The organism is Paraburkholderia sp. SSBN10T, from assembly GCF_056619545.1.
This window is the reverse complement of the sequence record NZ_JBWQQI010000018.1, coordinates 40,739-56,476: the sequence shown is the minus strand read 5'-3', so window position 1 is coordinate 56,476 and position 15,738 is coordinate 40,739. Positions and strand designations below refer to the sequence as shown.

Annotated in this window: 17 protein-coding genes; 3 read left to right on the top strand and 14 right to left on the bottom strand. The window is 63.5% G+C overall.

Annotated features, from left to right (window positions below):
• Positions 1-189 precede the first annotated feature (189 nt).
• Entirely contained in the window at positions 190-1,302 is a 1,113-nt protein-coding gene (locus AC1ECK_RS25105; RefSeq protein WP_480323901.1) for an ABC transporter substrate-binding protein, read from the bottom strand.
• 93 nt (positions 1,303-1,395) lie between these two features.
• Positions 1,396-2,178: a glycerophosphodiester phosphodiesterase gene (gene ugpQ, locus AC1ECK_RS25100; RefSeq protein ID WP_480323899.1), complete on the bottom strand. Its 783-nt coding sequence runs from the start codon at positions 2,176-2,178 to the stop codon at positions 1,396-1,398.
• Between the two features lie 643 nt (positions 2,179-2,821).
• On the opposite strand from ugpQ, the gene AC1ECK_RS25095 reads away from it, so the two are divergent.
• Both AC1ECK_RS25095 and AC1ECK_RS25090 read left to right on the top strand, forming a co-directional pair.
• On the top strand, positions 2,822-3,595 hold the full coding sequence (locus tag AC1ECK_RS25095) for a DeoR/GlpR family DNA-binding transcription regulator (RefSeq protein WP_480323897.1): 774 nt from the start codon (positions 2,822-2,824) through the stop codon (positions 3,593-3,595).
• Positions 3,596-3,951: 356 nt separating this feature from the next.
• Positions 3,952-4,635: a histidinol-phosphatase gene (locus AC1ECK_RS25090; protein WP_480323895.1), complete on the top strand. Its 684-nt coding sequence runs from the start codon at positions 3,952-3,954 to the stop codon at positions 4,633-4,635.
• 76 nt (positions 4,636-4,711) lie between these two features.
• Here the strand turns inward: AC1ECK_RS25090 and AC1ECK_RS25085 are convergent, their stop codons facing one another.
• The 6 genes from AC1ECK_RS25085 to AC1ECK_RS25060 form a co-directional block, all read right to left on the bottom strand.
• Positions 4,712-5,527 (bottom strand): ABC transporter permease subunit, encoded by an 816-nt coding sequence (locus tag AC1ECK_RS25085; protein WP_480324140.1) that lies wholly within the window; start codon positions 5,525-5,527, stop codon positions 4,712-4,714.
• 101 nt (positions 5,528-5,628) lie between these two features.
• Positions 5,629-6,426, bottom strand: a complete 798-nt coding sequence (locus tag AC1ECK_RS25080) for a taurine ABC transporter ATP-binding protein (RefSeq protein ID WP_480323893.1) — start codon at positions 6,424-6,426, stop codon at positions 5,629-5,631.
• Positions 6,427-6,462: 36 nt separating this feature from the next.
• Positions 6,463-7,488 (bottom strand): taurine ABC transporter substrate-binding protein, encoded by a 1,026-nt coding sequence (gene tauA / locus AC1ECK_RS25075; protein ID WP_480323891.1) that lies wholly within the window; start codon positions 7,486-7,488, stop codon positions 6,463-6,465.
• A gap of 309 nt (positions 7,489-7,797) precedes the next feature.
• Positions 7,798-8,802 carry a lipoyl synthase gene (lipA, locus tag AC1ECK_RS25070; RefSeq protein WP_480323889.1) on the bottom strand — a complete coding sequence of 335 codons (1,005 nt, stop codon included), beginning with the start codon at positions 8,800-8,802 and terminating at the stop codon, positions 7,798-7,800.
• Positions 8,803-8,815: 13 nt separating this feature from the next.
• On the bottom strand, positions 8,816-9,535 hold the full coding sequence (lipB, locus tag AC1ECK_RS25065; protein ID WP_480324138.1) for a lipoyl(octanoyl) transferase LipB: 720 nt from the start codon (positions 9,533-9,535) through the stop codon (positions 8,816-8,818).
• Positions 9,536-9,628: 93 nt separating this feature from the next.
• On the bottom strand, positions 9,629-9,955 hold the full coding sequence (locus AC1ECK_RS25060) for a DUF2917 domain-containing protein (RefSeq protein ID WP_480323887.1): 327 nt from the start codon (positions 9,953-9,955) through the stop codon (positions 9,629-9,631).
• 98 nt (positions 9,956-10,053) lie between these two features.
• On the opposite strand from AC1ECK_RS25060, the gene AC1ECK_RS25055 reads away from it, so the two are divergent.
• Positions 10,054-11,010: a transcriptional regulator GcvA gene (locus tag AC1ECK_RS25055; protein WP_480323885.1), complete on the top strand. Its 957-nt coding sequence runs from the start codon at positions 10,054-10,056 to the stop codon at positions 11,008-11,010.
• 58 nt (positions 11,011-11,068) lie between these two features.
• Here AC1ECK_RS25055 and AC1ECK_RS25050 read toward each other — a convergent pair whose 3' ends face one another.
• The 6 genes from AC1ECK_RS25050 to AC1ECK_RS25025 all read right to left on the bottom strand — a co-directional run bounded on the left by AC1ECK_RS25050 (position 11,069) and on the right by AC1ECK_RS25025 (position 15,735).
• Positions 11,069-11,338 carry a DUF493 family protein gene (locus AC1ECK_RS25050; protein WP_480323883.1) on the bottom strand — a complete coding sequence of 90 codons (270 nt, stop codon included), beginning with the start codon at positions 11,336-11,338 and terminating at the stop codon, positions 11,069-11,071.
• A 63-nt stretch (positions 11,339-11,401) separates the two neighbouring features.
• Positions 11,402-12,625 (bottom strand): D-alanyl-D-alanine carboxypeptidase family protein, encoded by a 1,224-nt coding sequence (locus AC1ECK_RS25045; protein ID WP_480323881.1) that lies wholly within the window; start codon positions 12,623-12,625, stop codon positions 11,402-11,404.
• A 325-nt stretch (positions 12,626-12,950) separates the two neighbouring features.
• Positions 12,951-13,595 carry an alpha/beta hydrolase gene (locus AC1ECK_RS25040; protein ID WP_480323879.1) on the bottom strand — a complete coding sequence of 215 codons (645 nt, stop codon included), beginning with the start codon at positions 13,593-13,595 and terminating at the stop codon, positions 12,951-12,953.
• 8 nt (positions 13,596-13,603) lie between these two features.
• The gene (locus tag AC1ECK_RS25035; protein WP_090680399.1) at positions 13,604-13,927 is read right to left on the bottom strand and encodes a (2Fe-2S) ferredoxin domain-containing protein; all 324 of its coding nucleotides are present in this window, start codon (positions 13,925-13,927) and stop codon (positions 13,604-13,606) included.
• Positions 13,928-14,094: 167 nt separating this feature from the next.
• Entirely contained in the window at positions 14,095-14,718 is a 624-nt protein-coding gene (locus AC1ECK_RS25030) for an ABC-type transport auxiliary lipoprotein family protein (protein ID WP_480324136.1), read from the bottom strand.
• A gap of 54 nt (positions 14,719-14,772) precedes the next feature.
• Positions 14,773-15,735, bottom strand: coding sequence for an MlaD family protein (locus tag AC1ECK_RS25025; RefSeq protein WP_480323877.1), 963 nt, complete (start codon positions 15,733-15,735; stop codon positions 14,773-14,775).
• Between the last annotated feature and the right edge of the window lie 3 nt (positions 15,736-15,738).

Genomic DNA, 15,738 nt, shown 5'->3' with positions numbered 1-15,738 from the left:
CTAACGCCGGGGCCGCGCGGGGCGACACTCCAGGGAGGTCACGCGGGTTCCGGCACACAGCATGCGGGAGCAATAAAAAAATATCCAGATGGGGCGCCACGGCCAACCTGCACGCCGCCTTGCCGCCATCCGGATTCGAACAACCACTTACTGCAACTTTTGCTTCACCTCTTTAAACCAGCGCCAGTCTTACTTCACGTTTGCGCCGACCACTTCGTCCCAGTGCTTGGTGATCGTGTCCTTATACGCGTCCTGCTGCTGCAGCGTCGGGAACACCGCATTCTTGTAGGCCGATGCCGGCGGCAGCTTGTCGAGCAGCGTCTGCGGCACCTTCTTTGCGGCAACCAGTTGGCTGTAGCGCATCGGGTGGCAGTAGCCGGCCAGCCAGCCGATCTGGCCTTCGTCCGAATACAGGTATTCCATCCACAGCTTCGCAGCGTTCGGGTGCGGTGCGTAGGCGCTGATTGCCTGCACGTAGACACCGGCGACGACGCCCGTCTTCGGCACCACGACCTGGACCTTCGGGTTGCCCTTGAGCGTGTCTCGGTCAGCCAGCGCGTTGTAGTCCCAACGCACGATGATCGGCGTCGTGCCTTGCGCGAGCGAAGCGGCCTTGCCGATCACCGGCACGAAGTTGCCGTTCTTGTTCAGGTCGGCAAAGTACTTCAGGCCGGCGTCGGCCGACTTGGCGGTGTCGTTCTTGCTCGACGACAGACCGGCTGCATAGACCGCCTGGATGGCCTGGTTGGCCGAGCGCGGATCGCCTGCCAGCGACACGGCGTTCTTGTAGTCGGACTTGAGCAGATCGCTCCAGTCAGCCGGCGCCTTGTCGATCATGTCCGCGTTCACTTCGAACGACAGCACGCCGTAATAGTCGCCGTACCAGTAGCCGTCAGCATCCTTGGCCGAATCCGGAATTTCCTTCCAGGTCGACACCTTGTACGGCTGCAGCAGACCATCGGCCTTGGCGGTCGGGCCAAACGACAGACCCACGTCGATCACGTCCGGCGCTTGCGGACCCTTGTTGCCCTTGTTGGCCTTGATGGCTTCGACTTCGTCGCCCGAACCGGCGTCCGGATTCAGCTCGTTGACCTTGATGCCGTACTTCTTTTCGAAGGCCGCGATCATCGGGCCGTAGCCGCACCAGTCGTGCGGCAAGGCGATCACGGTCAGTTGTCCTTCCTGTTTGGCTGCGGCGACCAGCGCATCGAGCGGCGCCGCAGACGCGCTGCCTGCGCCTGCTGCGGCGACGCCCGCAACCGCTGACATCGAGATAACACGGCTTAGCCACGTGCGGTTCATAGTAGTTCCCATCCTTTGCCCAAAGTTGCTACGTTAGGAAAACTGCATTTGACGGTTGTGTCCGGTGCCCACTCCCGGGGCGCCTGCCATGCGTTACGCCGGATCTCGAGGCGTCGACAGCATGTCGTGCGCAAGCATATCGATGCGATCGGTACAAATCATGTCAACGCCCCATTGGGCGAGCAACGTTGCGCGTTCAGGGTCGTTCACCGTATAGACGAGCACGCGCAAACCCGCGGCGTGAATCTCGGCGACGCGTTCGGCGGTGAGATGCTTATGGCTCGCATGCAGCGAGACGCAATCGAGTTCGCGCACGATGCGCAGCCAGTCGTCCGGTACCGCTTCGAACAGCATGCCGCGCGGCAGCGAAGGCGCCGCGTCGCGAGCGGCTGCGAGCGCTTCGAATGAGAACGACGACAGCAGCGGTTGCGTCTGCCCCTGCCAGAGTTCGAGCGCGGCAGCGGCGACGAGCCGGCCGGTGATGACATCGCGGCCGGGGCAAGGCTTGATTTCGAGGTTGGCGGCAATGCCGTCCTGCGCGCAGCGGGCAGCGGCGGCGGCGAGAGTCGGCAGGCGCTCGCCGGCGAACTCGGGGCCGCGCCACGAGCCGGCATCGAGTTGCGCCAGTTTTTCCCACGTATGCTCGGCAGCGGGACCATGGCCATTGGTCGTACGATCGAGCGTGTCGTCGTGCAGCAAAAAGAGGTGATCGTCCGCCGAGAGCTTGGCGTCGAATTCGACCATGCGATAGCCATAGCGCTTGCAGGCGTCGAATCCTGCGAGCGTATTTTCCGGCGCGAGCGTTCCGCCACAGCGATGCGCAACCAGCCGCGGATACGGCCAGTCAGCGACAGTACGATCAATTCCAGTTCCCACGTCTGTGTACCTTCGAAATAGACCGGGGCAACGCCTCCAACCCACCCACCTACGCCCCCGCAAACCGCATGACTGGTCCGGCTGGCGGCGCCTCGCGCCGGCGCATATCTTCGCATCAATGCATCGGCGCGTCCGGCGCCCACGGCGTCGGCCAGTTCAAATGGAGTTGCTGTTCGGCGATGGTCCGGTCATTGTTATGGTTTTGTCCTGCAGCGCCTCTTCCAGCCATACAGCGGCGAATGGCGGTGTGCTCTTCGTTCGCCTGCCATCGTCAGGATGACGAACCGAGCGGTGTTATTTTGTCAGCCAATTGTTATGTTCCAGGCACGGCATCGAAACAGACGGCAAAATAGCCGGCCGAGCCCAGTATGGAGCCAGCGTAAGGCAGTCTACGTGCCAAATGCGACAGCCAGTTTTCGAAATTGGACATTTGAATTCCTTTCCGAACATTCCGTGTTCGGATTCGTTACCCAGCGCCCAATGTGCGAAGGCTAAATTTAAATACACAAATTTGCAAGGGACCAAAAAAATACAACACGAAACCGCTAAAGTCGCGCCAATGACATGTGCGCGACACAAATTCGTGTCAGTGGTGTAATGGGCCCAAAGCCGTTCAGACCGACTCACCTTAAAAGGAAACCGCATGTGGCAGGAAGACCGTCATCAAAGAATTCGCGCGCTGCTATCGACACTGCAACGGGTGTCGACCGAACGGATCATGGCGGATCTCGGGGTATCGCGCGAAACGGTGCGGCGCGATCTGCTCGATCTGGAGGCGCTTGGTGAATTGCGGCGGGTTCACGGCGGCGCCATCAAACCCGACGACGAAGCGCCCATCGCGGAGCGCGCCCATACCCGGGTCAAAGCCAAGACGGCGATCGCCAAGGCCGCGATGGGCGTGATCTCCAGCGGCCAGACGCTGTTTATCGATGCCGGCACCACCACTTCGGCGCTGGCCGAAGAGCTGGCGAAGCTCGCCAATCTCACCGTGGTGACCAACTCGATCGATGTCGCGCTGAAGATGCGCGGTGCGGCGGACCAGCAGATGGAGGCGCGCAACGAGGTCATTCTGCTGGGTGGCTCGATCAGCGATCGGGCCATGGCAACGGGCGGCAGCACGACGATCCTCGACATTCATCGCTACCGGGCAGACATGGCTTTGCTATCGCCGGTCGGCATCGACCAGCGGCATGGCGCCACCAATTACGACCGCGAGGAGACGGAGGTGGCGCGCGCAATGGTCGCCAATGCGCAGCGCGTAGTCATTCTTGCCGACTACAGCAAGATCGGCCAGCGCAGCCGGATCTCGTACTGCTTAGCCGATCAGGTCGACGTGCTGATCACCAACAAGAAAGCGGCCGAGTCCGCCGAGTTTGCACCGCTGAAAAAGAAAGTGGCGCGCATCATCCTCGCGTAGACCGACCAATCCTCCGGCGCCCAGCGGCCTCTCACGTGGGAGCGAGCTGCTGGGCGGTCCCTTTGCTTCGATCTCCCTGGCAATACCTTTGACGATGCCGTTTGCATGGTCAGGATGCCTGCCATACGTATTACCTGACGCGAATCGCTCATACCCGGCGAGGCCGGAAGTCATGACGACGCCACGCGATGGCCACCAACGGTCGCCGGATGGGCGCATCGATACGGCAGCCCATGTTGCATAATTTTGCCTTATTGTATTTCTGTGTATTTAAATATACGATCGGCCAACATGCGCAAAAGCGCGCCTTACCGGCAGCGAGCCGGTTTCGGAGAGTAGATGCAAGGAACCCATAGATGAGTCGTAACCTCGCGCTGTTCGATCTGGACCACACCTTGATCCCCCTCGACAGCGATCAGGCGTGGGCGCACTTCATAGCAAAGCTCGGTGTGGAAGGCGCCGAGCGCCACGCCGAAGAAATCGATGCGTACTACCGCCAATACGTGGCCGGCACGCTCGACATGACCGATTACCTGAACTACACGCTCGCGCCGCTGGCACGCCATTCGCGCGCGCAGCTCGACGCCTGGCATGCCGCGTTCATGCAGGAAGTGATCGTCCCGGCGATCCGCCCGGCCGCGCGCGAGCTGATCCAGCGGCACCTCGATGCGGGCGACCTGTGCTGCATCGTGACCGCCACGAACGTGTTCGTGACGGCGCCGATCGGCAAGGCGCTGGGGTTCGAGCATCTGCTCGGCATCGAACTGGGTACCGAAGGGGGCGATCCCCTCGCCCGCTACACCGGCACCGCAGTCGGCGTGCCGACCTTCCGCGAAGGCAAGATCGTGCGTACGGAAAGCTGGCTTGCGTCGTTGGGTTACGCGTTGCAGGACTTTCCGAAGAGCTACTTCTATAGCGATTCGATCAACGACGTACCCTTGCTCGAGCGCGTCACGAATCCGGTGGCGACCAATCCGGATGAGCGGTTGCGGGCGATTGCACGCGAGCGGAACTGGCCGGTTATTGAACTGTTTGCCTGAGTACCTGCCCTTTCCTTGAGCGGCTGGGCGCGCGTGCAGCGCATGCCGCTCAGGGCAAGGGCAGCGCCAGTCTCGTCTATACCCGCCCCTTCCACGGCACCAGGCGCCGCTCCAGCGCCCGCATCCCCAAGTCGAAGATCCACGCGATCAGGCCAATCAGTACGATCCCCATCACCACCACGTCGGTGCGCAGAAAGCTCGACGCGTTCAGCACCATCTGACCCAGGCCCGCCGTGGCCGCGACCATCTCAGCGGCGACGAGCGTGGTCCAGCCGAAACCGATTGCAATTCGCAGTCCGGTGAGAATCTCCGGCAACGCCGCGGGCAGCACGACATGACGCACGATCTGCGTGAACGAGCCGCCCAGCGAATACGCTGCGTGTATCTGCTCGACAGTCGCGCTGCGTGCCCCGGCACGCGCCGCCATCGCGATTGGCGCAAAACAGGCGAGGTAGATGACGACGATTTTCGCCGTCTCGTCGATACCGAACCAGATCACGACCAGCGGCAGATACGCGAGCGGCGGCAATGGCCGGTAGAACTCCAGCGGCGGGTCGAGCAGCCCGCGCGCCACGCGGCTCACCCCCATCAGGAGGCCGACGGGCACCGCCGTCACCGCGGCCAGCGCGAAGGCGCCGAACACGCGCAGCGCGCTCCAGGCGAGATGCTGCGATAAAGGCAAACCACCCTGGATGCGTCCGTGGCACGCGTCGATAAAGGCGGCCCAGACGGCTTCCGGAGTCGGCAGGAAAAGCGGCGGCAGCCAGTGCAGATGTGTGGCGACCCACCACAGTGCAGCCAGCACGCCCACTGAAGCCAGGCTCAGCGCGGCGGTCGGTCCTTCGCCTGGCATACGCCATGCGCGCACGGTCCTCGGCCGCTTTTTACGCAGCGCCGCCTCCGATGAGGCAAGCGGGGCCTCCGTCGAATTAGCCCCGGCCGGCGTCAACGGCGCCGGGTTAAAGGAATCACCAAGCGAATCACGCGAAACAGTCACGACAGCACCTCTTCCGGCGCACGCTGATGCAGACGCCGCACCAGCCGTTCACGCCACTCGATAAACTCCGCCGAGGACTTCACCGCCCGCGCATCGCGCGTCTCAAGAAAGCGCCGCGCGAACGGCAAATCGTAGCTCTCGGCGATACGCCCTGGTCCCGATGTCATGACGACGAGGCGGGTCGCCAGAAACAAGGCTTCTTCGACGCTGTGGGTAATGAAAAACACCGTCTTGCGGGTGCGGCCCCAGACGTCCAGCACGAGCTCCTGCATCGACTCGCGCGTCATCGCATCGAGCGCGCCCATCGGCTCGTCCATCAGCAGCACCTGCGGGTCGCTCGCCAGCGCGCGTGCGATCCCGACGCGTTGCTGCATCCCGCCGGACAACGCGTAGACCCGCGCGTACGCATGCTGCTCCAAGCCCACCAGCGCGAGCATTTGCAGCGCAATGCGCTCGCGCTCGGCTTTCGGCACGCGCTGAAAGCGCAGGCCGAGCGCGACGTTGTCGAGCACATCGAGCCATGGCATCAGCGCGTACTTCTGAAACACCACGCCACGATCGGCGCCGGGGCCGTTGACCGGCTCGCCGTTCAGACGAACCTCCCCGCCGCTCGGCTGAATGAAACCGGCAATGCAATTGAGCAAGGTCGTCTTGCCGCAACCCGATGCGCCGAGCGCCACGACGAACTCGCCCGACTCGATGCGCAGCTCGACATCGGCCAGCGCCACATGCGGGGCCGCGCCACGCGCACCTTCATACGCGACGTGCAGCCCGCGGATCTCTAAAGCGCTCATGTGAAGTCCTGCTGATTCCAGATACGATGCACCGCCTCACTCATGCGCCGCCTGCTGCACGAAGCGCGGATCGACACCCGCCGAATAGTCCGGCAGCACGGTTTGAATCGTCCCTTGGGTCTTCAGGAAGGCCGCCGTCGCAGCCAGCGATTTCGCCGCCCCGGATTGCGCGCCGCCGCCGAGCCACGTACTGGAAGCCTGCTGGGCCGCCGACGGGAACGCATACAGCGCGAGACTGGCCGGCACGTCCTCGGCATTTGCTCCGGACTCCTTGGCGACTGCCGCCACTTGCGGCGAATTCGCGCTCCATGCGGCGGTGTGATCGCGATAGTTCGCATCGCTTGCGGCCAGCACCTTGACGAAGCGTGCGACGAACTCGGGGTTTTGCTGGGCGAACTTGCGGTCGACCACGAAGCCGTCGAAGGTTGCCTTGCCCGTCTCCTGCGCGACCTGGCCCGAGGTAATCAGCACCTTGCCGTTCTTCTTCACCTTGGCGAGAACCGGGTCCCAGATGTAGGTGGCGTCGATGTCGCCGCGCTGCCAGGCGGCCGCGACTTCTTGCGGCCGCAGATTGACGATCTTCACGTCAGCCGGATTCACGCCCGCGTTTTGCAGCGCGACCAGCGTATGGAAATGCGAGGTCGAGACAAACGGCACGCCGATGGTTTTGCCCTTCAAACCGGCAAGGCTCGTCACACCGGATCCATCGCGCGCAACGAGCGCCTCGGCATTGTTGATGTTATCGAGAATCCAGAACAGCGAAATATCGACGCCCTGCGACAGCCCCGCCGCGATCGGACTCGAACCGGCTTCGCCGAGCTGCACCGAACCCGATGCCAGTGCGCGGACCACCTCCGCGCCGCTGCCGAGTTGACGGTAGACCACCTTGTAACCAGTCTCTTTCTCGACTTCGCCGGTGGCCTGCGCATAACGCCACGGCACGACCATGTCCTGATATGCGATCACGACTTCCTTGGTATCGGCATGAGCGGCGCTCGCAAAAGGAGCGGACACGGCAAGCAGCGTCACGAGCGCGGCGAGCGGGCGAAGGAATCGGTTCATCGAGAAGCCCCGTTTTAATAAGGTGTTTGGGAGGCTTTCGACTATAGGGAGTTTGGGCGTGGCCGGTTCTAACGAATTCTCGATTGCTAATCAGGCTGTTCGGGCATTGCTTTTTACGCTGGGTTGGATGCGTGTGCCGGGGTAACGGGCGCCAGGGGGTTGGTAGCGGAGGATGGGCGAGGCTGACCGCCCGGCTCTTCTTCTGGAACTAGCGAGCGCAGGAAGCAACGCACCAGCTCGCAGGCGTAAAAAAGCCCGCAACAAGTGCGGGCTCTCTGTATCGAAGCAAACTACCGGACAACAAGGGGCTCAAACCACGCCGGCTCCATGTGCCTGCAGGTCCGCGTGATAGCTCGAACGCACCATCGCGCCCACTGCCGCGTGCGTGAAGCCCATCTTGTAGGCCTCTTCCTCGTACATCTTGAACGTATCCGGGTGCACGTACGAGCGAACCGGCAGGTGATGCTCGGAAGGTTGCAGGTACTGGCCGATCGTCAGCATGTCGACGTCGTGCTCGCGCAGATCGCGCATCACCTGCAGAATTTCCTCTTCCGTCTCGCCAAGACCGACCATCAGGCCCGACTTGGTGGCGACGTCCGGATGCAGCGCCTTGAAGTCCTTCAGGAGCTTCAGCGAATGCGCATAGTCCGAGCCGGGGCGCGCTTCCTTGTACAGACGCGGCACCGTTTCGAGGTTGTGGTTCATCACATCGGGCGGAGCGGCATTCAGAATGCCGAGCGCGCGATCCAGACGGCCGCGGAAATCCGGCGTGAGGATTTCGATGCGCGTTTCCGGCGACAGCTCGCGCGTCTGACGGATGCATTCCACGAAGTGGGCGGCGCCGCCGTCACGCAGATCGTCACGGTCCACGCTGGTGATCACCACGTACTTGAGCTTGAGCGCCGCGATCGTGCGGGCCAGATTGCCCGGTTCGTCGACATCCAGCGGATCGGGACGGCCATGGCCGACGTCGCAGAACGGGCAACGGCGCGTGCATTTGTCGCCCATGATCATGAAGGTGGCGGTCCCCTTGCCGAAGCACTCGCCGATGTTCGGGCAGCTCGCTTCTTCGCAGACCGTATGCAGGTTGTGCTCGCGCAAAATCTGCTTGATCTCGTAGAAGCGCGAATTGCCGGTGGCCGCCTTCACGCGAATCCAGTCCGGCTTCTTCAGCTTTTCGATCGGGACGATCTTGATCGGAATGCGCGCAGTCTTGGCTTGCGCCTTCTGTTTCGCCGTAGCGTCATAGGCGGCGGGCGCGGCTGCGGCTTCAGGGGCGGCAGTGCCGGTGAGATTCGCGGTAACGTCAGTCATTCGTTCGATCCAGTCAGGCGGTCACGACACCGGCCTGTGGTTGGGCGACGGCCGCGGGCGTGCCGTCGATGTTTGCGGTGAGGCATGCGGCAAAGGTCCGGGCGACCTCGTCCCAGCCGGCAGCGACGCCGAGCGTCGCCATATCGATGGTTTCGAGCCCCGCGTACCCGCATGGGTTGATGGCCAGAAACGGCTGCAGATCCATCTTCACGTTCAGGCTGACACCGTGATAGCTGCAGCCATTGCGGATTTTCAGGCCCAGTGCGCCGATCTTGGCGCCGGCATGCAGCCCCACATCCGGACCGGGCGCCACGTAGATGCCGGGGGCGCCCGCCTTGCGTTCTCCGGCGAGATTATACGCCGCGAGCGTGTCGATCACGGCCTGCTCGATCCGCGTGACCAGCTCGCGCACCATCAGCTTGCGGCGGCGCAGGTCGAGCAGCAGGTAGGCGACCACCTGTCCGGGTCCGTGATAGGTGATCTGCCCGCCGCGGTCCACCTTGACGAGCGGAATGCCGCTTTCGGCAGACAGCAGATGCGCCGGATTGCCGGCCTGGCCAAGGGTGAAGACGGGAGGATGTTCGACCAGCCAGATTTCGTCTGCGGTATCGGCGTTGCGGGCGTCCGTGAAGGCGCGCATCGCCTCGAAGCTGGTTTCGTAAGATTCGAGACCGCGCCAGCGCACCGCTAGCGGGGGGGAAAGTGAAGGCGGGGAAGCCGGCGTAGCACACATAATGCCCACAGTTTACCGAAATACTGAGATGCCCGCCGGCCCCCTTGCAACGCCAGGCATCCCGTTCCGGGCGGCAGCCGCCCAGACAACGCGTCAGACGGTGCGCCAGCCGTCCCGCAGGCGCAAGCCCAAGCGGTCGCCGAGCCGCACCAGCCAGTCGAGCGCCCGGACATCCGCGCGAGCCGGAACAGCGAACGCTACCTGCGCCTGAGGACCGCCTTCGACGCTCAGCCAGAGCCTCTCGCCGCGCCGCAGCCGCAGCGTGTGGCCGGGTTCCAGCCAATAGTCCTCGGTGTCGTCGCTGCGCGTCACCCACACCGCACCGCAGCTCACCTTCAGCCGCGTGCTGCGCGCAATCTTCATCGGAACCGTTTCACCCGCCTTGATTTCAAACGTAATACTAGAGGAAATTTCTCGCATGATGACCTCTCCAAAAAGCGTTTCCTGGCTACAATCGTAGGCGTAACAAGGGTTTACGCAAAACGATCAATTTTCACCTCTATGTGAGAAAAATTGCGATGGACCTTCGACAACTCCCTGCCCTCAATGCGATCAAGGCCTTCGAAGCCGCCGCCCGTCACGAGAGCTTCTCGCGCGCGGCGGACGAACTGTTCGTGACCCACGGCGCGGTCAGCCACCAGATCCGGGGGCTCGAGGCAGAATTGGGGGCCAAGCTCTTCGCCCGCGACGGCAAGCGGGTGCGCCTGACGGAAGCCGGCCGCCGTTACGCCACGCAGGTACGCAGCGCGCTCACAGCACTCGCCGAAGCCACCCGTGAAATCCGCGCCGGCGACCGCGAGCGCCGCCTGGTGGTGTCGATGCTGTCGTCGTTCGCGGCGCGCTGGGTGACGCCGCGCATCGGCAGTTTTATCGAAGCCCATCCGCAATGGGATCTCGAGCTGCTGTCCACCAATTCGTTGACCGACTTCGCTCGCGACGACGTCGACGCGGCGATTCGCTTCGGCTTCGGCAAATATCCGGGCCTGCACGCCGAGCTGCTGCTCGAAGAGATCTTCTTCCCTGCCTGCTCGCCCAATTTCAACGGCGGCAAGCTGCCGAAAGTCCCGGCCGACCTCGCCAAAGTCCCGCTCCTTCGCTCCGACGACGAACTGTGGCGCCCGTGGTTCGACGCCGCCGGCCTCGCCGACTGGCCCGAGCCGAAACGCGGCGTGCTGTATCAGGATTCGTCGAACCTGCTGCAGGCGGCGATCGACGGCCAGGGCATCGCACTCACGCGCCGCTCGCTCGCCATGCACGAGATCGCCGCGGGGCGCCTCGTGCGGCTATTCGACGTGGATGGTCCAAGCCCGTGGCAGTACTACTTCATCTGCCCGCCGCAAAGCATGCAGGCGGAAAGAGTGCGGGCGTTCCGGGATTGGGTGTTCGAGGAGGTGGGACAGTTCAAGCAGCTCTTCGACCTGGCTTGTGCAGCCGGGCCGCAAACCGCAGCGGACGCTTTACACGTCGCGCCGTAATCCGGTCGCAGAGGCAAACTAAAAGCAGACTGGGGGGCGCAAGGCGCCCCGCCATCGTTCACAGCACGACTTTCACCATCGGATGCCCAGTGAGGGCACGATAGATATCGTCGAGATGCGCGCGGCTGGTGGCCCGCACCGTCACCGTCAGGCCCGTGTAATTGCCGCCGCTCGACGGCCGGGTTTCGACGCGCGAAGCATCGACATCCGCGTCGAACTGCTTGACCACCGTCACGATCGTCTCGGCAAAGTCGGGGTGCGACTTGCCCATCACCTTGATCGGAAAATCGCAGGGAAACTCAAACAACGAGTCATTATCGGGTTGCATCTTTCACTCCTCGGCAACGGCTCCCGCAGCATCTCTGCCGGAGCCGCCATCAGCCACCTGCGCTTACTTCTTCTTGTTGAACATCAGCATCAGCGAATCCCACACGCGGCCCACCACGCCGGCCTGCGGTACAGCCTGCAGCGCGACGATCGGGAACTGCGAGATCACCTTGCCATCGGACACCAGCTTCACCGTGCCGACCTGCTGGCCTTCGGCAATCGGCGCAATCAGCGGATCGATATGCTCGACCTGCGGCTTGGCCTTGTCGGCGACACCCTTCGGCACCGTGACGTACTGATCGGCCTTCACGCCGATCTTGACCGAGTCTGCCGCACCCTTGTAGACACGCGGCGTCTCGATCACCTGGCCGGCCTTGTACAGACGCACCGTGTCGTACGCGCTGTAACCGTAGTTCAGCATCTTCATGCTGTCTTCGACACGGTCGTGCTCTTTGACTTCACCCATCATCACCGAGACGAGGCGGCGCGAGACGTCCGACGAACCCGGCAGCGGGCGCTTCGTGCTCGCAATCAGGCAATAGCCGGCTGCTTGCGTGTGGCCGGTCTTCAGGCCGTCGACCGTCGGGTCGATCCACAGCAGGCGGTTGCGGTTCGGCTGCTTGATCTTGTTGTAGGTGAATTCCTTGACCGAAAAGATGTTGTAGTAGTCAGGGTAGTCGCGAATCAGGCGCGCCGACAGGATCGCCAGGTCGCCCGCGCTCGTGTAGTGCTGCGGGTCGGGCATGCCGTTCACGTCGGCGAAATGCGTGTGAGTCATGCCGAGACGCTGCGCCTCGGTATTCATCATGTTGACGAACTGCGCCTCGCTGCCGCCGACCAGTTCAGCCAGCGCGATTGCGGCGTCGTTGCCCGACTGGATGATCATGCCGTAGACGAGATCGTGCACGGACACCGGCTTGTTCGCCTCGATGAACATGCGCGATTCGTCCGTCTTGACGCGGCGCACCGCTTCGCTCGGGTTGACGATCTGCTCCATCGTAATCTTCTTCGTCTGCAGCGCTTCGAAGACCAGATAGGCGGTCATCAGCTTGGTGAGCGAGGCCGGCTCGACGCGCTCATCGGCATTGCCGGAAGCGAGCACCTGATTGCTGGTCGCGTCGACCAGCACCCACGAGCGTGCGTTCACCGCCGGCGGCGGGACCTGCGCGAAAGCAGCGGTGCTCGCCAGCAGCGAGGCCGGCAGCAACACGCCGAGCGTCACCGCGCGGCTGATGCTATGGGGAACGAAGGACGGGAGTGACGAAAAACCGGAGGTGGAAAAACGCATAGGATCGATTCGGGCAGAAATATGCATCGCGCCCTAAAGGGGCGCAGTTTGGAAGAGCCGGTCGGCGAGCGCTGGCCGCGTAAAAGCAGCGCGGCGCCCGTTGGACTTCCGGCCACACGATCGGTTCGCGCAGCGCGCCCGCCATCCGGCGCTGCGATCATGCAGCGGCGCTCAACCAGGCGCCAGTCAGCCGGATGGGCCGCGCTGCGCCCAAAAAAGAGCGCTCATTATACGCGCGCTGCGGAGGCAACTTTGCGGTTAGCGTGCCGATAAATTTTCATTTGACGCGTACCTGTACCCCGGAAAACGCGCGCCGAGCCGCCGCTTACCGCCAGGCGTCGACGATGATGCGCTTGAGGACGTGCAGTTTGCGATGCAGAAAATGCTCGGCGCCGGGGATCACCACGACCGGCAATTCCTGCGGCCGGGCCCAGTCGTAAACCGACTGAATGGGCACCGTATCATCGGTTTCGCCGTGAACAACGAGCGTGTTTTCCGGCACCGGCGCCACTTCCCAGCGGCTCGCCGCGGTGCCGACGAACACCATTCGCTCGATCGCCTGCCCTTCTTCGAGCAGCCGCGCGGCCACGTGCGAGAGCACGAACGTGCCGAACGAGAAGCCCGCGAGTACCAGGGGCAGATCGGCCTGGCCCGGCTGCGTCCGCATGTAATCGAGCACGGCGCGCAAGTCGTCGCGCTCGCCGATGCCTGCGTCGTGTTCACCCTCGGTCTTCCCCACGCCGCGGAAATTCGAACGATAGGTAACGTAATTCAACTGCACGAGTGTGCGGACCAAGGTCACCGCGACCTTGTTGTCCATCGTGCCGCCGAACAGCGGATGCGGATGCGCCACCAGCGCAATGCCACGCGGCGCGGCGCCGTTTTCGCGCGTCTCGTCGGGCAGATCGAGGGCGACCTCGATCTTGCCGACTGGTCCGTCGATCAGGAACTGTTTTGTATGAACATTCATGGCGGCGCTTACTGATCGATTTTCAGACGCTCGACCACTTTGCCGTTCGCAAGATGCGATTCGACGATCTCGTCGATGTCGCTCTCGTCGACATACGTGTACCACGTGCCTTCCGGATAAATGACGATGGCCGGACCTTCCTCGCAGCGGTCGAGACAACCGGCCTTGTTGATGCGCACCTGGCCCGGACCCGCGAGGCCCAGTTGCTTGACGCGCTTTTTCGCATGTTCCTGCATGGCCTGCGCGTTGCAGTTCGCGCAGCACGGGCGCTCCGCACCCGGCTCGCGCTGGTTGAGACAGAAGAAGACGTGGTACTTGTAGAAAGAATCCATGGTGTCCGCAGCAAGACTGAAAGGGGGAGCGGGATGGACGCCAGCGGGTTCAAGCACCGCGGCGCGCCTGTAGTGCGACGATTATAGCGATGGGGGCATACGGGCGCTCAGACATGCCGGACCAGCCGCGCCGGTTGCCCGCCGCCGCACCCGCCTCACTGCGCCGCTCACTGCGCGGCGACGAGCGCCTGCACGCCGAGCCACGCGGAAATCTGCGCGACCAGATCGTCGCTTGCAGCAGCAAGCGCTTGCGCCCCGCCCGCCGCGTCGGACGAACTGGCCGGCGCGCGGGCAATGAAGGTGCGTTGCGCGAGCACCTTGCCCCCTTGCGTCAGCGTGGCGCGCGCGGTGACCGCGCCGTGACTTTGCGTCTGGCTGTCGAAAACCTGCTCGAACTCGCTCAGATCCACCTTCAGTACGGGCGCGCTCACGCCGTCGGCGCCGGTCAGCACCGTGCCGCGCTGCGACAGCGCGTTGCGCAGGCGCTGGGTCAACAACGCGGCCGGCGCCATGGTCCAGTGGCTGTTCGCATAGGAGGCGGTCTGCTGCGCGTCGGCGTAGCTGAGCCGGTAGATCAGCTTGTCGGAGGCGAGCGTCTCGGGAGCGGTCACGTCCAGCAACTTGACGGCCGGCATCGGTCCGGAGGTAGCCGTCTGCGGCGCAGGGCCGAGGTCGTAGCGGATGTCGGCGAGCGCCGCCGGCGTGCCCGCACAGCCGGCCAGCACGCCGAAGGCAAGCGCGACAGCCAATGCGGCGCCGGTGGATCGCAAACTGCGAAGCTGGGCGTGCATCGGATTTTGAAGCGGGCGATGAAGCAAGCGAGTCATGACAATCGTCCTTTCAGATCATTTTGCCGCGTGGGCTGCGGGCCACGTAAAACCAGGCTCGCCCGGACCGGGCGAAGCCGGCGGGGCGCCGAACAGCACACTGCGCGGACTGGTGCTGAACACGTCAGCCGCGCGGTCCACCGAACGCATGGTGGAACGTACGTCGTCGGCCAGTGAATTGACACGCGGCAACGTGTCGTAGCCCACTCGCGCCGACAAATCCTGCAGCGAGGCGTTCATCGAGGTCAGCGCGTCGCCTGCCTGCTGCGCGGCTGTGCCGACCTTGTTCAGGTTGCTCTCAAACGGACCATCCGGCCGGTTCAGGCCGGTGATCAACTGGTTGGTCGACGCCAGCGTGCGATCGAGCTGGTCCAGCGTCTGCGGCAGCTTGCCGGCCGCCGGCGCCATCTGCTTCGTCAACGTCGTGACGCCGTCGGCGGCATGCTGCAGACTCGCCGCGGTGTCCAGCAACTGGTCGCGCATTTGCGGCGAGAGCGTGTCGTTCACGTCGTCCGCGATCCGCTCCAGCTTGCGCAGCAGGACATCGCCGCGTTGTTGCAACTGATCGAGCAGGCCCGGATGCATCGGCAGTTGCGCCACCTCTTTCTGCGACGACGGCAGCGGCGTCATATCGCGCCCCGTATCGTCGAGCTGGATGAAGGCAATGCCCGTTACGCCCTGAAAGCCGAGGCTGCCGAACGTGGAATGCGTAATCGGCGCGTGAGTGTCGACCAGAATGCGGATCAGGATCTGCCCGGGGTGTTCGCGATCGAACTTGATCGACTGCACCTTGCCCACGTCGAGACCGCGATAACGCACCGCAGCGTCGGTATAGAGCCCAGTGACATTGGTGCGGGCAATCAGATCGTACGGCACACGCACCGAACGGTCGACATTGAACAAAAAGGCCGCCGCGGCAATTGCCACCAGCAGCACCACCGTGAAGAGCCCAGCCCAGAAGGCATGCGATTTGTTTTCCATTGT

Coding starts and splice junctions, on each gene's coding strand:
- AC1ECK_RS25035 (WP_090680399.1), bottom strand. CDS start 13,927: ATGGATTCTTTCTACAAGTACCACGTCTTCTTCTGTCTCAACCAGCGC.
- AC1ECK_RS25055 (WP_480323885.1), top strand. CDS start 10,054: ATGGACCTTCGACAACTCCCTGCCCTCAATGCGATCAAGGCCTTCGAA.
- AC1ECK_RS25030 (WP_480324136.1), bottom strand. CDS start 14,718: ATGCACGCCCAGCTTCGCAGTTTGCGATCCACCGGCGCCGCATTGGCT.
- AC1ECK_RS25060 (WP_480323887.1), bottom strand. CDS start 9,955: ATGCGAGAAATTTCCTCTAGTATTACGTTTGAAATCAAGGCGGGTGAA.
- AC1ECK_RS25105 (WP_480323901.1), bottom strand. CDS start 1,302: ATGAACCGCACGTGGCTAAGCCGTGTTATCTCGATGTCAGCGGTTGCG.
- AC1ECK_RS25090 (WP_480323895.1), top strand. CDS start 3,952: ATGAGTCGTAACCTCGCGCTGTTCGATCTGGACCACACCTTGATCCCC.
- AC1ECK_RS25095 (WP_480323897.1), top strand. CDS start 2,822: ATGTGGCAGGAAGACCGTCATCAAAGAATTCGCGCGCTGCTATCGACA.
- lipA (WP_480323889.1), bottom strand. CDS start 8,802: ATGACTGACGTTACCGCGAATCTCACCGGCACTGCCGCCCCTGAAGCC.
- AC1ECK_RS25080 (WP_480323893.1), bottom strand. CDS start 6,426: ATGAGCGCTTTAGAGATCCGCGGGCTGCACGTCGCGTATGAAGGTGCG.
- tauA (WP_480323891.1), bottom strand. CDS start 7,488: ATGAACCGATTCCTTCGCCCGCTCGCCGCGCTCGTGACGCTGCTTGCC.
- AC1ECK_RS25025 (WP_480323877.1), bottom strand. CDS start 15,735: ATGGAAAACAAATCGCATGCCTTCTGGGCTGGGCTCTTCACGGTGGTG.
- AC1ECK_RS25050 (WP_480323883.1), bottom strand. CDS start 11,338: ATGCAACCCGATAATGACTCGTTGTTTGAGTTTCCCTGCGATTTTCCG.
- AC1ECK_RS25045 (WP_480323881.1), bottom strand. CDS start 12,625: ATGCGTTTTTCCACCTCCGGTTTTTCGTCACTCCCGTCCTTCGTTCCC.
- lipB (WP_480324138.1), bottom strand. CDS start 9,535: ATGTGTGCTACGCCGGCTTCCCCGCCTTCACTTTCCCCCCCGCTAGCG.
- AC1ECK_RS25040 (WP_480323879.1), bottom strand. CDS start 13,595: ATGAATGTTCATACAAAACAGTTCCTGATCGACGGACCAGTCGGCAAG.